The organism is Bacillota bacterium (assembly GCA_024655925.1).
Classification (GTDB): domain Bacteria; phylum Bacillota; class DTU025; order DTU025; family JANLFS01; genus JANLFS01.
Window position 1 is genome coordinate 7,345 of sequence record JANLFS010000002.1, and the last position, 16,813, is coordinate 24,157.

Here is a 16,813-nt window from a genome sequence, read left to right on the forward strand (position 1 = left end):
CGGACACAATCGCGCACGGCCTCTCAAGGTCGCTCATCCTGATGGGACCCACCAGATGCCGGATGTAATCCTCTAGCTTGCGGCCTTTTAGGATGCCCTTGGGGAGACACTGCTTTGACCCCAGGAGCAGCAGGAAGGCTGGAGCTGCCAGGCAGAGCAGGGACAGAATTATGGGGTCGATTACGTCTTTCGCGGAAACCGCAAGCGCCCTCTCCTCCATTTCCTTTGGTGACATCCCACTGGCGTAGGCTGCCGCCACCACGCTCCCGGCGCTCGTCCCGGCGACCATGTCTATATGAACCCCAGCTCTTTCCAGTTCATCGAGGACACCGATGTGAGCCGCACCGCGAAGCCCGCCCGAGCCAAGAGCGAGTCCGGTTCTCACCAAGTATCACCACCATTCAACTTCAAGCCTCTCCCCATAGCTTACGGAGGACCGGGCCATTCGGTTCGTGCTACAATGGCATATGGACATCATGCAGAGAGTGGGCCAACGCGCCCCGTCAGCGCTGGATATGGACTGGGATGGAGGGTGGAAATGGATACAAGGTGGATCGTGGGGCCCGTCGTCGGCGCAGCCATAGGCTACTGCACCAACTGGCTCGCCATCAAGATGCTGTTCTGGCCCGTCAGGCCGGTGCGCCTTCTCGGGGTCCGCGTGCCTTTCACTCCCGGACTGATCCCGGGGGAGCGTGGGAGGATTGCGAAGGCCATTGGCCGCACGGTCGGCGCCGAGCTCCTCACCAGCGAAGTGGTTGGAGAGGCGCTCACCACGCCGTCTATCCGCAGCCGTATCTTGAGCGGTGTTCTCGACGCCGCGTCCGCGCTCCGGACGAGTGAAAGCACTCTGGCAGAGCTGCTTCCCACCAACCGGGACAGGGTGCGCGATGCAGTCGCCGGGTTCCTGCAATCCGCGCCGGTGAGAGAGACTCTCTCCGCCCCGCTGCGCGACAGGCTCGCACGGGTTCGGTCAAACAGTCAGACCTTAGGGGCTGTCGTACCCGACGCCCTCTTCCACGCTGCTCAGTCCGCCGCCAGGCGGATGGGACCGGAGATAGCACAGGCAGTCGGAAGCTTCGTCCGGTCCGAACGAGGGGCACCCGTGTTGCGACAGCTGATTAGCGGAGTGGTCCCAGCCTGGGGCCGTCTCTTCCTGCCTCTCGAGGCCGTCGCCGACAAGATCTCGGAGGCAATTGCTCGGGAACTGGCCAAACCCGAAGTCGGGCAGACGGTGGGCGAGGAGATAGCGAGGTCCGTGGAAGGACTTAAAGGCGTGCGGGCGGGGGAAGCCATCTCCTGGCTCGGAGAAGCAGCACTCGAGCAGGCCCTTGGAGCCTCACTTGAGTTGCTCGCTTCAGCCGAATCCATCGATCAGGCTCTCGATACTCGTGTCGCGGACGTGGTAGCGGCAATCCCCGAGGATACCGTTCTTCGCTTGGCCGAATTCGCCGCCGACCAGTGGGAGGCCCTGGTGCGGGGGAGGATCGGACACGCTCTCGCCGCCGTCGATCTCGCCAGGATAGTGGAGGACAAGGTCAACTCCTTGGACATAGCAGCAGTGGAAGCCATTATCCTGGACATCGCCCATCGCGAGCTCGCCGCCATAACCTGGCTCGGGGGTCTCATCGGGTTCATCATGGGCTTTCTCGCCCCTCTTCTTGCGCAGGTGTGACCCGAGCCTGTCGGCTAGAACACCACCTTCAGGCTGGCTTCTGCAGTGAGCGCGGAAGACGGGCTCGCCCCCACCCCGCCAGAGTCAGTGAGCTTCACATGGTACCCCATCCCCAAGCCGGCGCTCCAGGCATCTGTGAGCTTGTAGCGGAGTCTTCCGCTCACGTCCGCCTTGAAGTCAGTCTCGCGGTCCGAGGTCAGTCCCGGATGTCCGAAACGCGCGGCCCCGTCAAGCTCAAGGCCGAGCCTTGGGGTTATTCTGTGTACAAATACATCCTGAAGTGTCACGGTATGCCCGCCGGCGCCAGCTGAAGTTGAGTACAGGTAGGTCGCAAACGCGGTGTTGGAGGTCCCTTCGGCCGGCCTCCATGCGAGCCGGAACGTGGCAGAGACGGAGTCCGTGGTCGCCTCGCCGTAAACCGGGTGGGTCGAGACTGAGTGCTTCCACTTAACATCAGCCCCAGGGTCGAGCTTGCCGGCGGTCTTGGGTGAGAGGGAAAGTGATGCCTCCGTGTCTTGGGTCACTTTTTCGAGTTCCGGGTAGTCCGTCCTGGTGAGCGTGAGTTTCCCCGTAGTTCTGAGGCCGCTGAAGGCGCCTGCAAGAGAAGTGTCCAGGCCCAAGACCTCTCTCTTCTTACCCGTCAGAGGGTCCACCACCTCCCACTTGAGTGTAACGTGGGGCGTGAGAGTCCCGGGTCCCAGAGAGAACGCCGGCACGGCCGCCCTCAGGTTCGCCCTCTTCTCGCCGTGGTGTGCCCCCGACGCCACGTCCACCCTATCGAACTGCCGGTAGGTTACTGTTACTCGAGTTTTCCCAAGGGCCGCGGCCCAGAGACCTGTGAGTGCGAGTTCCTCGGATCCGGAGATCCTTTCCCCCGGCAGTCCCGGGGACAGGGTCTTTACGGGCCTGCGGTATCTGGCCGTGAGATTGAGGCCCCCAACCATCAGGCCGAGGTCGCCTCTTAGGCTCACCAGCGTGTGGGAGGACTCAGGCGATGTCAGATCAGCGTAGTCCGTAGCCTCATATCCGGCCCCCAAGGTCAGCTTGCCCGACCAAAGTGATTCGCGCGCCAGGAGCGAGACGGTGCAGCGCGTCTTGTCGAACCCGTCCTCCTCACAGTCGTCTATCCGCGAGAAGATGTACTGAACGTCCAGAGCCGGTCCCAGGTCAACAGTCGCCCCGACTCTGTCGGAGACTGTGTAGACAGGCTCGGAGCCAATCCTGCGCACCCTCGACTCGTTGTGTTCCACTGCGAGGGTGAGTGCGGGAAGAACGGGATACCTGCCGCCGACCCTCCACACGCCCAGATCCTCCCCTGGCACTTGCCCGATCCGGCTGAATCCCGGGGCGACTCGTTCGAATCCGGCATACAAGTACCCAGGGCCCACCGGATAGCGTGCACTCACCCGGCCCGCATAACCTGTAGCCGTGTGGTCCGAGGCGTCTGTGTCCACGAAACCCCGGACGTTCCTCCCCGGAACGTCGATGTCCTCGCCGTCGCGGGCAATCGCCGCCCCTGAGGCTGTCACCTCGAAGGCAAGAATCGAATAATCGGCCGATGCGCGCGTGCCTGCCCACATCACCTCTCCCCCGCCGGTGCCGCCGCCGCGGCCTAGGGCGGACACCGCCCAACCCTGAGTCCCGTCCACCGTTTCTATCGAGGCGCCGTCCCACGCAAGAAGGCCATCCTCAGTGGCGATCCACAGTCTGCCGTCCCACACATCGATAGCAGTGACCTCAAGACCTGAGGTCCCCGGCACGAGAGTCCAGACCCCCGCCTCGGACCTCCCGAAAACCCCGTCCGGCGCCGCGGCGAAGGTGCGCCACTCCCCAGCCATGTCCGGGCCGCTCACGAGGGTCGAGGCTCTGATCTCAAGTGCCTCCGGGCGAAAACCGGCGCCGGTGAACACGGCGATTCCGGCTCCCGTGGCGACCATCACGAGGTCGAGCACGGGGTCGTAGGCCATGTCGAGGACCGTGTCGGAGGGAAGCCCCGACGATGGAGACTTCCTGTAGGTAGTCCACAACTCAAGGTCGTTCACATCCGCGACCGCCACACCCTTGTCCGTTCCGACCCACACCGACCACGGAGTGACGGTCACAGATGAGAGGTTGTTGCTGGGAAGCCCGTCTGATGCGTACACCCTGGACCAGTTATGGGCGAGGTCTAGGGGGTTTTGTCCCGAGGGGCCCGGGGTCGCCTTGACCACAGTGAGCCCAGTTCCGGTGGCAAAGAACCACAGGTCGTCGAGGTAAGCTATGTCCCTGACGGCCGGCGACGACAGCCCGGAACCTACACCGTACCTTTGCCACAGGGTCGGGCCGACACTGATGCCTTCATCGTGGGCAAGGATGAGGCGGCGTCCGCCGTCTGAGTCTGAAACCCAGGCAACTGAGCGTATCTGGTTCGGGGCGTAAGCCTTCTGGTTGTCGCCGATCGGGAATACGTTGTGGCTGACACCGACGTCCGCGTCAACCGTGAGCCGTTGCCCTGCGTATTGGCCTGACAGGCCGACTACAGTGTGAGAGTTCGGCATGGTCGGAGTGGAATCAGGGTCAGGCGTGGAATCGGGGTCATCGATGGACGCGACTAGTTCAAGTGCGAGCTTGAGACGGTCATTCGGTGCCCAACGCACAGCAGCTCCGATTACATTCGTCTTGTAGTCAGTGTGGGCGCCCATAGGCCCGCGGTAGAACTCGTAGTCGATCCTGACGATATCCTCAGGGCTGACGGGCCGCACCATCGTCACTAGGCCCACCTCGTAGTCGATGGTGTAGTCTTCATCCCGCTTGAGCAGGATCTCGTTCAGGTACACGCGCTCGCTTCCCGCAATGATGTTGAGCCCGAGGTTGAAGATCCCCATAGTAAGCGGGTAGCTGTAGCGCACCCGCAGCCCGTCATAGGTGTCGAAAAAGAGCGCCGGGAAATCGAACTCGATCACCCCGGCTTCGTAATGGACAGTGATGCCCAGAAGCGGTTCGGTTTCCGCAGGCAGGAACACCCCGTCCTTGCGGATCTCCACCATCGCCGAACCGCTGATCACGTCAACCTGGCCCAAGTCGTAGAACCGGCCCCGGGAGTACTCGAGAAGGCCTGACTCAAGTATGAGACCGGGAGAGTCGGGAGCAACTCCAGCCGTGACCGTTATATGGGCCTGGGCGACCTCAGTGAGGAATGCCTCCTCAGTGACACTCCCGACCGTGAACGGATAGCGCTTCTGTTCCGTTCCAAACAACCCATTCTTCGCATTGTAGTCCCGGATCAACGCCTGAATCTGCCCTCTTAGAATGCTCAGGGCTTCCTGCTTGAGTGCAAGATACTCCCCGGCCGATGAGATAGCAGTGTACTGACTCGTCCCGAGTGTCACCGAGTCACCGGCGGCTATGGTGCCCTCGTCAGACGGAGTCTCCCGGTACAGGTATCCCAGATCCCACGCAGTGAGAGTCTCCTGGAATGTCCGGGCCCCGGGCTCGTCCCCATAACGGAACCATACCTGCATGAAGTCATGGTCGAACGCGGCGTCGAGAACGTAAAACTCCATGCCCTCAAGGCAGGCGGCAAGCCCCGTCTCCTCGGGCGTGGGACCGTATGGGCCTTCGGGCAAGTAGGTGATGGTCTCCTGGGCGGAGGTGCCCCGGAAAGTGCGGCTCGCAGGCACACCTTGTACCCTTCCGAAAGCAGCCCCGACGGTGAAGTCACAGACCCGTCCCTCAGCCCAGATGCCTATAAGACTCGCGTTTAGCGCGGTGTAGGGGTTCGCGGGGCGATAGATGAACTTGCCGAACTTGCCCACCAGGTTCTCGGCGGACAGACTCAAGCCCAACACCTGCACGTTCCCGCCTTTGCGGTTGTCCAGGTTGCCTGATATGGTGAGCCCGGGCAGCACTTCCCCGCTCAAACTCAGGCTCATGGTCTGCGCAGCGTCGAAGTACCCAGCAACATAGCCTGTGCCTTCAAGCGCGCCTTGCTCACCCCATCCGGTCCGCAGCCGGAACTCCGCCTCACCGACGATTTCGAAGTCGGCGCCAGCCGGGAAGGGCGCCATTACCGCGGCAGCAGCCAGGAAAGCGAGAAGCGCGGTGACGCGGGCCTTCCTCACGCGTCCTCTACACGCTGCGGAATGACTGTGGGTCGTCAAAATGTGTCACCTCGCGGGGTCACCCAGCAGACCTGGGGCCAAGATGAGACAGGCCGGGATTACCCGTACGGGAGATTCGGAGAACCTGCAGGTTAAGGGGGGGACCCCCTCCCGGGTACCCGGGACCGAGTCCCCCCGTGCGTTCTAGAACGTCATCCCCAGCGACACCCAGTGGTTGTCTGGAAGATCGTTGTGGGTCTGGTATGCGTAGTCAAGCTTGAAGTTCTTGAAATTGACCCCTGCTCCCAGGGAGAAGCCGGTTTCACCCTCAGTGCCGACCATCGCCCCAGCGCGCACCGAGAGGAACGATGTCACGGCGAACTCCGCGCCGACATGCCCCATGCCCGACGTATCGTAGTCGCCGGCCACAGTGAGCTTCCCGAAGAGGTTCGCCGCCGCCCCTACCACGAACTTTCGGTCGAAGGGGTCGGTGGTTCCGCTCTGATAGGTCACGTTGCCGATGAGGTTCTTGGCCACAACACCGAACCTGACCGGAGCCAGGTCCACCAAAATGCCCAGATCCCCGGTGAATCCGGAGCCGGGGTTGTCGGGAAGGGTCTGGGAGTAGTACTTGACCGTGCCCCCTAGGCTCACCTTTCCAAGGGCTACTGCGTAGGATCCCATGACAGCCAAGTCGGCGTAGTCAAAGGGCTCCGTTGGGTTACCATACTCGTCCGTGCCCTGGTTGATCGCGCTCAGACGGAGCGTCCCCAGGCCCATGTTCTTGTAAGTGACTCCGATACCGAGGTATGTAACCTCGCTCCACAGGCTCGTGTACATCGAGGTCATCTGAAACCCGTCGAGCGACGCGAGGCCTGCGGGGTTGTAGTAAAGGGCGTTCGCGTCGTCCGCGACGGCTGTGAACGCTCCTCCCATCCCGAGAGGCCGGGCGCCCATTCCGATGTCGAGGAAGGCAGCCGTCCCCACGAAGTCGGCGCCGTTCGCCGAGGCAGTCGGGGCGACTGCGAGTAACGCGACAATCACCAGAGCCACCAAACACGCACTCTTGCTCATTCTGATTGGCATCGTAGTCTCTCGCCTCCCTTTAGCGGCTTATAACGAGCCGCCCTATGTCGGTCCTCGTACCATCCGCCCTCAGCAGGAAGTACAGGTAGAGCCCGTTTGCGAGCGGCCGGCCGGACTTGTCGACCAGTGGCCAGACATGGACCCCGGTGCCTGCTTCCAGCGCCGCTGAGTAAACCTGTCTTCCAGCTATGTTGTACACGAAGAGTGTCGCGGGCGCAGACAGGTTGTAGTAGAAGTTGACCGCAATGGACGCCGGGTTGGGTCCGGCAACGACTTCATTCACTTGGACTCTGGAGACAACGAACTCGCCGCTCACATCGTCCCCAACGCCCCCTCGACCATCTTCAGCAATGACCTTGATGCGGTACCGGCCTCCTGCCGGAAGAGTCGCAGTGTTCAGCGTGTATAGGCCATCATTCGGTTGCTCAGCAGCGATTGCAGTCCAGGTTGCGCCGCCGTCAGCAGAGCACTGGATAGTGATCGTCAGAGGATCGCCGTCAGTGTCGGTAGCCACCCACGTGATGTCGTGAATACCTGTCCACACTTCCCCGCCAACCGGAGAGGTGACCTGCACCTGGGGATGGATGTTCAACCAGTCAAGGATCCGGAACAGAACAGACGCTGAATCATCAGGGGCTTCGCCGTTCTCCGTTATATTGATCCCGACTGAGGGAATGGCTTCGAACGGGAATGCGAAGAACACCAGGTAGTGGTTTCCTGAGTGTCTGAGTGCGTTGAAGGCTCCGTGGTCGTTGCTGAAGATTCCCACGGCAGACGCGTCTGGAACAATGCTGTCGCTCCAGTCGTTGAATCCGCACGTCGCCCAGTCCAGGGTGATCGCAATTCCATCAGAAATCGGGTCACCCTCAACCCCGGTCACTGTAGAAGTACCCACATCATGGTCTACGTCGACAACGCGCAAGTAGTCCCTGACGAAGTCGCTTGAGAGATCGATGTTGAACAGGATATCCTGTCCGGAGAGGAACACGGCGCCTCCCTTATCCATCAGGTCCATGAGGGCGGCCTGCTCTTCTGCGTCAGGGTAGCCAAGTTCACCACAGCTCCAAATCACGGCGTATTTCTCGAGCCCGGCCTTGGCTCCTGTTCCACCCACGACATCGGAGGGTGACACGACTTGATATGGTCTCCCAATTGCCTCAAGAGCGGAGACGAAGAAGTATTCGGAATCTGGGCTGGAATCATCGTCGTCCACCAGCACTACCCCGGTAGGTTCGAGTATACATACGACCAACTGAGCATAGGTGTTGGCCCCGTCGCTGTCGGTGACCTGAAGTGTCACAGTGTACCGGCCCGGATCTTCGTAAGAATGCTCCGTGTTCGCGGTCGTACCATAGTCAGAGCCGTCACCGAAGTCCCAACGGAACGCGAGCGGTACACCGGGGTCTCCATCGACGTCATGCGCAGCAGAGGCGAAGTGGATAACGCGTTCCGGTGGGCAGAAGTACAGGTCGGCATCCGCGCGCTCTATCGTGGCCGGTATGTTGATTCCCTCATTGGTAAGGAAATCGTAGATCCTGCCCATGAGGAAGGCCGAGTTGTTGGGATCCTCTCCTTCCCATGGTATCTCCTCCCATGGCATAGCCATGAAGACTACCCGATTCATCTCGCTTATGTGCCGTAGGGCGTTTATCTGCCCAAGGTCGTTGACAAGCATGCCCACTGGGTTCAGGTCCGGGATTATCGCGTCGTCGATCCCTATCTCGAAGTTGAAGTCCATGGACATGCCGTCTGTGATGTAGTCATTCTCTATTCCATCGACATGGGTTGCTCCGACATCCTCAGCCTCGACCTCGGCCACGCGCAGGTAGTCCCGGACAAACCAATTGTGGCCCTGATCATATATCAGGTCTGCGCTGGCCATAAATAGCCTGCCGCCTGAGTCGAGAAAGTCCGAGAGGAAGGCCTGGTCCTCTGGGAGCAGTGTCTGGGACCACGTCAAGCTAGTGTTCCAGAAGACCGGACGTCCCCGGTACTCCTCGGGAATTCCCAGGGGCAACCGGGAATCCACAATCACATAGGGCACGTCTGCTCCCTCGAAGGCCACCTGGAAGAAGACCTCGTAGTCGTACCCTCCGTCGTCGTCGACAAGTATTGCGGTTCCGGGATTCGCTACCACTACTTGGACAGGCCACTTCGACTCGACTCCTTCTGAGCTGACAACCCGGAACCAAGCCTGGTATCCTCCCTCTTCAGCGTAGGTATGAGCCACGGAGTATCCGTGGAAGTCGGGCGAACCATCGCCGAATTCCCACCAGCAGTCGGCAACCGCTGACGGGTCTTCCACCGCCGCCGTGAAGCCGACTTCCAATGGAGCAGGTCCGAAGGTCTTATCAGCAGTCGCCGACGTGATGACTATGGGGAAATGCTGCCTGATCGCGTTTCCCACGTTCAGCCGTCCGCCTGTTGTCATCTTCCCGGCGCAGGAAGGCAGGCGATCAACTGACTTGAGCAGGAGATCCTTTATCGTGGGTTCAGAACCCGCCCCGTTCCCCGCGGGCAGGCTCATGTCGTCCGGGTGGTACTGAGGCATGTCTGGGAACTCCGCTATCAGCAGGGCTGCGGCTCCGCTCACGTGCGGGGTCGCCATAGAAGTGCCGCCCATCCACGCATAGCCGTACGTGTATGTGGGATGCGGATAGCAGGATAGGATCCAGTATCCCGGAGCGGCCAGATCCACTGACTCAACACCGTAGTTGGAGAAGTCAGCAAGCTGGTCGTTCCAGTCGGATGCTGCGACCGATATCACATTGGGAAGATCGTAGGCTGACGGGTAGTGGGGGTAGATGTCGCAGTCTAGGCCGTTGTTCCCGGCTGCGGCTATAAACAGCATACCGGAATTGGCGATCGCTTCCTTGAGAGCCTCGCTGTATCCTCCGCCGCCCCAACTGTTACTTGTTATGGCAGCATCGTTGTCTTTCGCATAGTTCACAGCCCGGATAGCATCAAAGGTGCTTCCACCTCCCGGGCCGAGGAACTTGGCTGACATGATCTTGACGTCCCACGCGACCCCTACAACTCCAGCCCCGTTCGCGGCCGCCCCTATAGTGCCCGCGACGTGAGTTCCGTGGTAGTCCTCATACCACGCATCGAACACAGTGTTGTCGTCATGGAAGAAGTCCCAGCCATAGACATCGTCGATGAACCCATTGTCATCGTCATCTATGCCATTGTCTGGGATTTCTCCAAGATTGACCCACATGTTCGCGGCCAGGTCTGGGTGGTCATACTGAATACCTTGGTCAATGACACACACCACGACGCTGGATGCATCTGTTCGCACATCCCAAGCCTCGGGGGCGTTGATATCCGCACCTGGGTACCCTACATGCCCGAACCTACCGTCGCTGAAGTCTTGCCCGGAGTTGTTCATGCCCCAGAGGCGATGAAACCATGGCTCAGCCGGTGTTGCCGTCGGGAACCATAGGTAGTTGGGCTCGGCATACTTGACTGAGCGATTGGCCCTGTAAAGGGCGACGGCCTCCTCCACGGACATGCCATCCGGAAGCTTGACCCGGTATACCTCAGCCACCTCGCTTACTGGAACAGCCTGGATGACCTGAGCACCGAGACTGGCGCTGAAGGTGTGGAATTCATCGACCATTGCCTTGGCATCCGTGGCTTTGGGAACGAGGTCGGTCCTGAGACGCACCAGGACTTCGCCTTCAACGAACTGAGGCCCCGAAATCAACTCGCCGCGCTGCGCCACAGGGAGGATATCTGCCGCGCCCTTGGCTACAGGCACGGGCCGCGGCAACGGTCCGCCCGCGGCTGACGAAACGCCCACGGCAAGCAGGATGACCGCCGCAAGGCCCACAAGCACAAGATGTCTGTACATAGAGGATCTGGACACACTCTTTCCCCCTTTGCTGTGTGTTTGGACAGGCTTGTCGCTTAGGCAGCATTGCTCGGACGTCCTTGAGCCGCAATCACTTCCTTTCATGGTGTGTTGTAAGCTTCTAGAGTACAAGCTCTGATGGAATTCTCTGACCGCCCGTCGCTTTCCTGCCGCGTTTGAGGGAACTGACCACATTCTGGAGCGGCACTTCTCAGGCCTGTGCAACCGGCCCTCGACTTGGGCTCTGGCGGGAAACAAATAACTCCCTCGGCTCACTCTTCGCGGAGTGCCCTTGGGAGCTGATACACTGTGTTCCACCGGTCCGGTTGTCCTTCACACGTCGCGCATTCCTGTGCAAAAGCACACAACCTGCGGATCTTGGAGAGAACCCGTCGCATATCCAAAAACATGGTGCCCGGGACGAGACTTGAACTCGTACGGTGTTACCCACACGCCCCTCAAACGTGCGCGTCTGCCAGTTCCGCCACCCGGGCACGAACGGCGCGGCTTCGGTCGCGTCGCCAATACTGATTATACGGCCCCTCACCGGGGCTGTCAATGGCCATATCGAGAAACAGGCTCAGCTGCCCACCTACAGGCTTCGCTCTCTCGGGACCTCTGCCGACCCCCTACAGAACGCGCACTAGTTTGGGGTTCTCGAGCCGGCCCGGTATGCGCCCACGCTTGGCGATGGGTCTGCCTTCGACTTCCTTGAGATCCATGGTCATGTCGATGGGACGGGCGCCGGAGATGTAGCTTCCTACCCCGAAGGAATCGGCGCCGGCCGCGGAGAGGTCCAGGATCCTCTCTGGAGTGAGACCTCCAGACACGAAGATCCTGACATGGGAGAACCCAGCCATGTCAAGGCGCTTCCTGACCTCGTGAACTAGTTCTGGGGTGACCCCGCCCCGCTCCCCGGGTGTGTCAAGCCTTATTCCGTAGAGCCTATCGCCCAGGGCCTCCGCCACCCGTAATGCCTCCTCGGCCTCGTCCTTGAAGGTGTCCACCAGGATTATGCGGGGTTCGTCCGCGGGCATCTCGAGATCGTAGGCCTTCGCGGCCCGGACCGTGTCCCCGGCAATGATGAAGACCGCGTGGGGAACTGTGCCTCTGGGTTCCAATCCAGCGAGCTTGGCCCCTAGTATACAGCTGGCGGAACTCGCCCCGCCGACTACCGCGGCGCGCTCCATGACCGGCGCAACCGCCGGGTGGACGTGCCTCGCCCCGAAGCAGACAAATGGCTTGTCCCCCGCGGCAAGGCGTATATCCCGCGCTGCCGTGGCCCAGGCACTCGAGCTGGCGAGGATGCCGAGCAGCGCAGTCTCGAAGATCCCGAAGTCGGAGTACCGCCCGATGATCCTGAGCACCGTGTCCTTGTAATCGAAACTCTCTCCCTCGGGAACCGCCCACACCTCGACGTCGAGCCCGCGCAGGAGGCCGATGCACTCCGGGAGGCCGGCCAACATGCCAGCCCGGCGCGGGAATATCTCCGCCGTCACACGAGTTCCGGCAAGGCCCATCGATTCCAGGAGCTGCATGGTCTTGACGAAGTATATGTCCGTGGTATAGCCCCGGAGAATCTCTTCATGGGTCGCCGAGAACAGAGGTCGGTCAGGCTCTACGCTGAACTGTCTTGCGTCCGTGAGGTTCGATACTCTGGGATAACTGCTCATGTGGGCGGCCCTCCCGCAAAGGAAAATCAGCCTGATTATAGCACACCTGGCCGAGCCAGGGAACGTAGCGTGTCGCTTGATGCCTGATAATGCAGCCTACCACCTGGACAGGTCGATCTCGCCACCGGGCCATCGCGCACGGTACACCTGCCGGTAACGGGTGTACGCGTCGATCACCCGCACCACGTACCTGGCAGTCTCCGCGAATGGTATCTGTCGGGAATCCTCAAACTCACCTGACCAGATACCCTCCCTGACCCATCTGGCCACGTGCTTCGGGCCTCCGTTGTACGCGGCGAGCATGAGCGGGAGGCTCCCGTCGAATTCCCCTCGCAGCCATGAAAGGTACCACGTGCCGATCATGATGTTGGTGGCAGGGTCAAGGAGAACCGCATCCGTGTAATCGCCGATCCCCAGCGCCTCCGCTGCCCACCTCCCGGTCTCCGGCATTATCTGCATGAGCCCCACGGCGCCTTTGGGCGACCGGGCTTCGATTCGGAACCGGCTTTCCACGCGGATGATGGCGGATACCAGAAACGGGTCGACCCCGAACCGCCGGGAGTTCAGGGTGATAGGTTCAACGAACCGCAAAGGGTTCATGGCGCGCTGGACCCAGTGCGTGCGCACAGCAACTGCGCTCAGAAGGCCAAGGGCGATTAGAATGACGATAGGTCTTCTGAGGCGCCTTGCGTCTATGATCATGGAATCAACTCCGATGATAAGTCCTATGCCGAGAGAGGGCTGGGGATGCCTCGCAGCCTATGACCCGCCAAGGTCCTGCCACACGGCCGCCACCTGCTGCGCGGTCTCATCCATCTCGACATCCGTGCGGATGACGTAGTCTGCCCGCGCAAGGAGATCGGCCTCCGGTGTCTGCGACTGGATCCTCCGAATCGCCTGCTCCCGCAAGACCCCGTCTCGCTCCGTGATTCTCCTCACCTGCTCTTCGCGGTTCGCGACGGTCACAGCAACCCTATCCACCAGGTCCACGATGCCTGATTCGATCAGAACTGCAGCGTCCACCACTGCAACCTCGGGAGGCTTCTTCCGGTTGCGGACTCCAGCGAGCCATTCCGCGACTCTCGCACGGAGGATGGGGTGGGTGATGGTGTTGAGGCGCGCGAGTTCCCCGGGGTCCGAGAAGACGATCCCGGCGAGCCTCCTGCGGTCCAGGGAGCCATCCTCCAGGATGACCCCACAACCGAACACTGCGGCAATCTCCCTCAGGACGGGCCCGCCCGGCCGGACGATCTCTCGAGCTACCTGGTCCACGTCAAGTCTTGCCGCCCCGAGTTCCTCGAACAGCCGGGCAACGGTGCTCTTCCCCGTCCCGCTCTGCCCCGTGAGCCCCAATACCTTCATCCTCGCCCGGCCCCCCAAGCTCGCGAAATGCCTCAGGATTATTCCCCGCCCAGGGTGATAATCCTGCACGCTGCCTCAGATGAGGGTTATGAGGCCCATCAGGATAAGTATGCCACCCGGTGCGAGCCTCAGTCCCAGTCCTCCAAACCCCTCCGGCACCCGCGATCCCAACCGAAACCCCAGGGTGACCAGGGCAGACTGCATCGCGCCCACCAGGAGAACAGCCATGAAAGAGAACAACCCTCCCACTCCCGCTCCGAACCCCGCGCCCAGAGCGTCAAGGGTAAGCGAAGTCCCGAGCAGCACCGCCTCTCGAGGGCTTATCGTGCCGGATCGGTCCACGTCCGCGATCTCAGGATCCCTCATCACCTGCAGTACGACCCCCAGCGGACGCAGCCTCACCGAAAGGAGTGCTGCGTCCGGATCGCCGTCCTTCGCCGCTTTCTCCTTCGCCCCGTCCAACACCCCTTCAAGCCCGAGCCATACACCCATTCCAACCAGCACGATCGCACTAACAACCCTTCCCACGCGTGGAGCAAACGCCGTCGAAGCAAGGTGACCCAGGCTCATAGTCGCCCCAACTGCCAGGGCCGAGCTTATGCCGATGATTGCGAGCGCTCCCAGGGGGACGCGAATCCTCCGCAGGCCGTAACAGAGACCTACCCCGAACCCGTCCATGCTGATCGCCAGAGACAACAAGAGCAAGGCAACGACATCCATCACAACACCCCGGCCGGGCTGCCGCGCGCAGCACGGAGACCGTCGAGTCTTCGGCCTTCGCCCGGCCAGGGTCAGTATACGGGCCGAAAGGCAAAAAGGAACCCCCGGGCTGTGCCCGGGGGTCCTGCGGTTCGATTCGGCCTAGAACGGAACTGTGATTTCCAGCGTCCAGAAATTCCACTTCATCTCAGGAATCGGAGAATCTGGGACCCAGTCGGAGTTGCTGTCGATTCTGTTGTGGTACAGGTAGGACCAAGGCTTCCCGTAAGCAAAGAGGTCCTCGTCCTTCACGTCGACACCAATCCCGCTCTTACCGTATCCAATCGCTAGGGTGCTGGATCCGAGAGTCGCGTTCAGTGTCGCACGGAACCAGTCGTTGGGCGTCGAAGGAAGCATCGAAGCCGCGCCCGTGTCCGTCAGATTGAGCCCGCGGCGCGTGTACTCCGCTGACGCCTTCAGGTTGCTGCTGATCTTGTAGTTCATGGTCGCGCTTGCGACGAAGTCGCCGCCCTCGTCCTTCGTCAGGACGCCGACCTTGCCATCGAGCTTGTCGGTCACGACGAAGGTGCTGCCCAAGAAACCGTACAAGTACGTCGTAGCCTCGTCGCTCCCGACCTTGCCATACTCCGCGACGCCGGCGATCTGGGTCTTGGCGCTCTTGAAGAACGCGGGAGCGACTTCAGTCGTGTAGATGCCCCACGCCTGACTGTCAAGGGCTGCGGGGTCATCCTCGTGTGCGAATTCGTAGCTGGCCTCAGCGCCGATCTCGAGGCCGGCCATCGGGTTGCCCGAGACCGTGATGCCGACGATAGTGTCAACATCCCCGGTGTCCGCGTAGGTAGCGCCGTTCAGGTAGTCGACGTAGCCTTTGAAAGTGGTCCCGAAGACCGTGTAAGCGAGCGAACCATACCCCTTGTACCCGTCATAATTCGTCTCCGCGTCCTCGTCGAGGTCGACCTTGTAGGCGCCGGATACGGTCGCCACCAGACCCGGGATCGGGGTGACTTCGACGGATCCCTTGGTCTCGTTGTACTCTGCCCCTCCGGTGAACGCCGTCACGTACTTGTCACTGAGCGTGAGCGTAGCCGGAACTCCAGCTGGCAGAGAAGCGGTGACGCCCGCCTCGGCAACTCCCAAGCCGCGATAAGTGTAGAGAAGCGGCTCGTCGTCGTCAGGAAGCTGGAAGGGCGACACGAAGTTGTCGCCGACGGCCGTCCACTTGGCGTAGGCCGTCACCGGCCCGAGGGCCAGATTCTCGACCTTCGCCTGGTAGGCGATGTGGGTGTTCTCCTCAGCATACGGCACAAAGGCGTCCTCGGCCGCATCAAAGTAGAACGATCCCGCAGCGGCGATGGTCAGGTCTCCGCCGATGCCGGGGACCTTGCCCTGAAGGTCAGCGCCGACGATCACCTGTGGTGTCGCCTCTGAGAATCCTCCCGCCGCCGGATTCTCCGTGTAGGTGAGGACGCTGCCCAGAGTGAAGTCTGCCGGCAGCGGCACAGTCACGCGGCCAAGCACAGCGCTCCAGTTTTCGCCTGACTTGTTGCTGTCGACGCCGTAGACGTTAACGTTGGCGCCGAGGGCCGACCCTTTCATGTTCAGAACGATCACATCGTCTGCTGAAGTCTTCGCGTACGACGTGCGGACAACGCCCAGATAGTCGGCGATTCCCAGAGGATCCCCAAGAGATTCGAACCTCTTGGGGTTCGAGTAACTCGAGGAGTAGCCATCCGTGTGGCTGTCGCTGATCCAGAACGAGAACGGAGCAGTCTCGTAGGCAGCATACCAGTGGCCTAGCCAAATCTTGCCCACTCTGGTGCTGGATTCGCCGATGGTGTCGAAGACCGGATAGATCCTCAGCGGCAGATACGCGGTGATTGCGTCACCCTCTTTGAAGGTGAGGTTAAGCCGCAGCTGGCTGCCACTATCAAAGGTCCAGGGACTGAATCCGGCCCCAGGTTCAGTTGGCCACGAGATTTCCCAGTAGCCGTAGTACCTCCCGTCGACCTTCAGCGTGGCCGCGTTCGCCGGGGCGACCATAGCCACCACTACTAGGGCGGCGATGGCGAGAATGAGACTCTTCTTCATGAAGTATCCCCCTTACGGTTATTTCGTGAATTCACGCCCAACTGTGCTCGCCGGGGGAGGTTGTGAGTATCCATGTTTCCTCGGAATCTCCCGGAAGCGTGCATCCTGGGGCGTGGAGCGGTGCTTTCGCGTTCTGCGATCCGCCCGCTATGGACTCGACCCTGATAGCTAACCGTAGGTGCACCTCCTTTCGCGCTTTCAGGATCGAAAACTGAATCTAACTTGTCTTACATGGGTTGCTGGATCATGCTAGGGATTGTGCCACTCGGCCCAATCG

Annotated in this window: 10 protein-coding genes and 1 tRNA gene; 1 reads left to right on the forward strand and 10 read right to left on the reverse strand. The window is 61.1% G+C overall.

The annotated features are described in order from the left end of the window. The coding region (locus NUW23_00370; protein MCR4424635.1) for a patatin-like phospholipase family protein at positions 1-385 on the reverse strand (385 nt) is incomplete at its 3' end. 153 nt (positions 386-538) lie between these two features. Here NUW23_00370 and NUW23_00375 point away from each other — a divergent pair. Further along, positions 539-1,672 carry a DUF445 family protein gene (locus NUW23_00375; protein MCR4424636.1) on the forward strand — a complete coding sequence of 378 codons (1,134 nt, stop codon included), beginning with the start codon at positions 539-541 and terminating at the stop codon, positions 1,670-1,672. Between the two features lie 14 nt (positions 1,673-1,686). On the opposite strand, the gene NUW23_00380 is transcribed toward NUW23_00375, so the two are convergent. The 9 genes from NUW23_00380 to NUW23_00420 all read right to left on the reverse strand — a co-directional run bounded on the left by NUW23_00380 (position 1,687) and on the right by NUW23_00420 (position 16,536). Further along, a complete protein-coding gene (locus tag NUW23_00380; GenBank protein ID MCR4424637.1) occupies positions 1,687-5,772 on the reverse strand; it encodes a hypothetical protein in 4,086 nt (1,361 codons plus the stop codon). Between the two features lie 183 nt (positions 5,773-5,955). Continuing rightward, positions 5,956-6,837: a PorV/PorQ family protein gene (locus NUW23_00385; protein ID MCR4424638.1), complete on the reverse strand. Its 882-nt coding sequence runs from the start codon at positions 6,835-6,837 to the stop codon at positions 5,956-5,958. A gap of 19 nt (positions 6,838-6,856) precedes the next feature. Beyond that, entirely contained in the window at positions 6,857-10,708 is a 3,852-nt protein-coding gene (locus NUW23_00390) for a S8 family serine peptidase (protein ID MCR4424639.1), read from the reverse strand. A gap of 394 nt (positions 10,709-11,102) precedes the next feature. Beyond that, positions 11,103-11,187 (reverse strand) — tRNA-Leu (locus tag NUW23_00395). A 135-nt stretch (positions 11,188-11,322) separates the two neighbouring features. Next, positions 11,323-12,366 (reverse strand): nicotinate phosphoribosyltransferase, encoded by a 1,044-nt coding sequence (locus tag NUW23_00400; GenBank protein ID MCR4424640.1) that lies wholly within the window; start codon positions 12,364-12,366, stop codon positions 11,323-11,325. 96 nt (positions 12,367-12,462) lie between these two features. Next, positions 12,463-13,068 carry a lytic transglycosylase domain-containing protein gene (locus NUW23_00405; protein ID MCR4424641.1) on the reverse strand — a complete coding sequence of 202 codons (606 nt, stop codon included), beginning with the start codon at positions 13,066-13,068 and terminating at the stop codon, positions 12,463-12,465. Positions 13,069-13,125: 57 nt separating this feature from the next. Beyond that, positions 13,126-13,728, reverse strand: coding sequence for a dephospho-CoA kinase (gene coaE / locus NUW23_00410; GenBank protein ID MCR4424642.1), 603 nt, complete (start codon positions 13,726-13,728; stop codon positions 13,126-13,128). Between the two features lie 75 nt (positions 13,729-13,803). Continuing rightward, on the reverse strand, positions 13,804-14,448 hold the full coding sequence (gene ytaF, locus NUW23_00415) for a sporulation membrane protein YtaF (GenBank protein MCR4424643.1): 645 nt from the start codon (positions 14,446-14,448) through the stop codon (positions 13,804-13,806). 141 nt (positions 14,449-14,589) lie between these two features. Beyond that, positions 14,590-16,536: a hypothetical protein gene (locus tag NUW23_00420; GenBank protein ID MCR4424644.1), complete on the reverse strand. Its 1,947-nt coding sequence runs from the start codon at positions 16,534-16,536 to the stop codon at positions 14,590-14,592. Between the last annotated feature and the right edge of the window lie 277 nt (positions 16,537-16,813).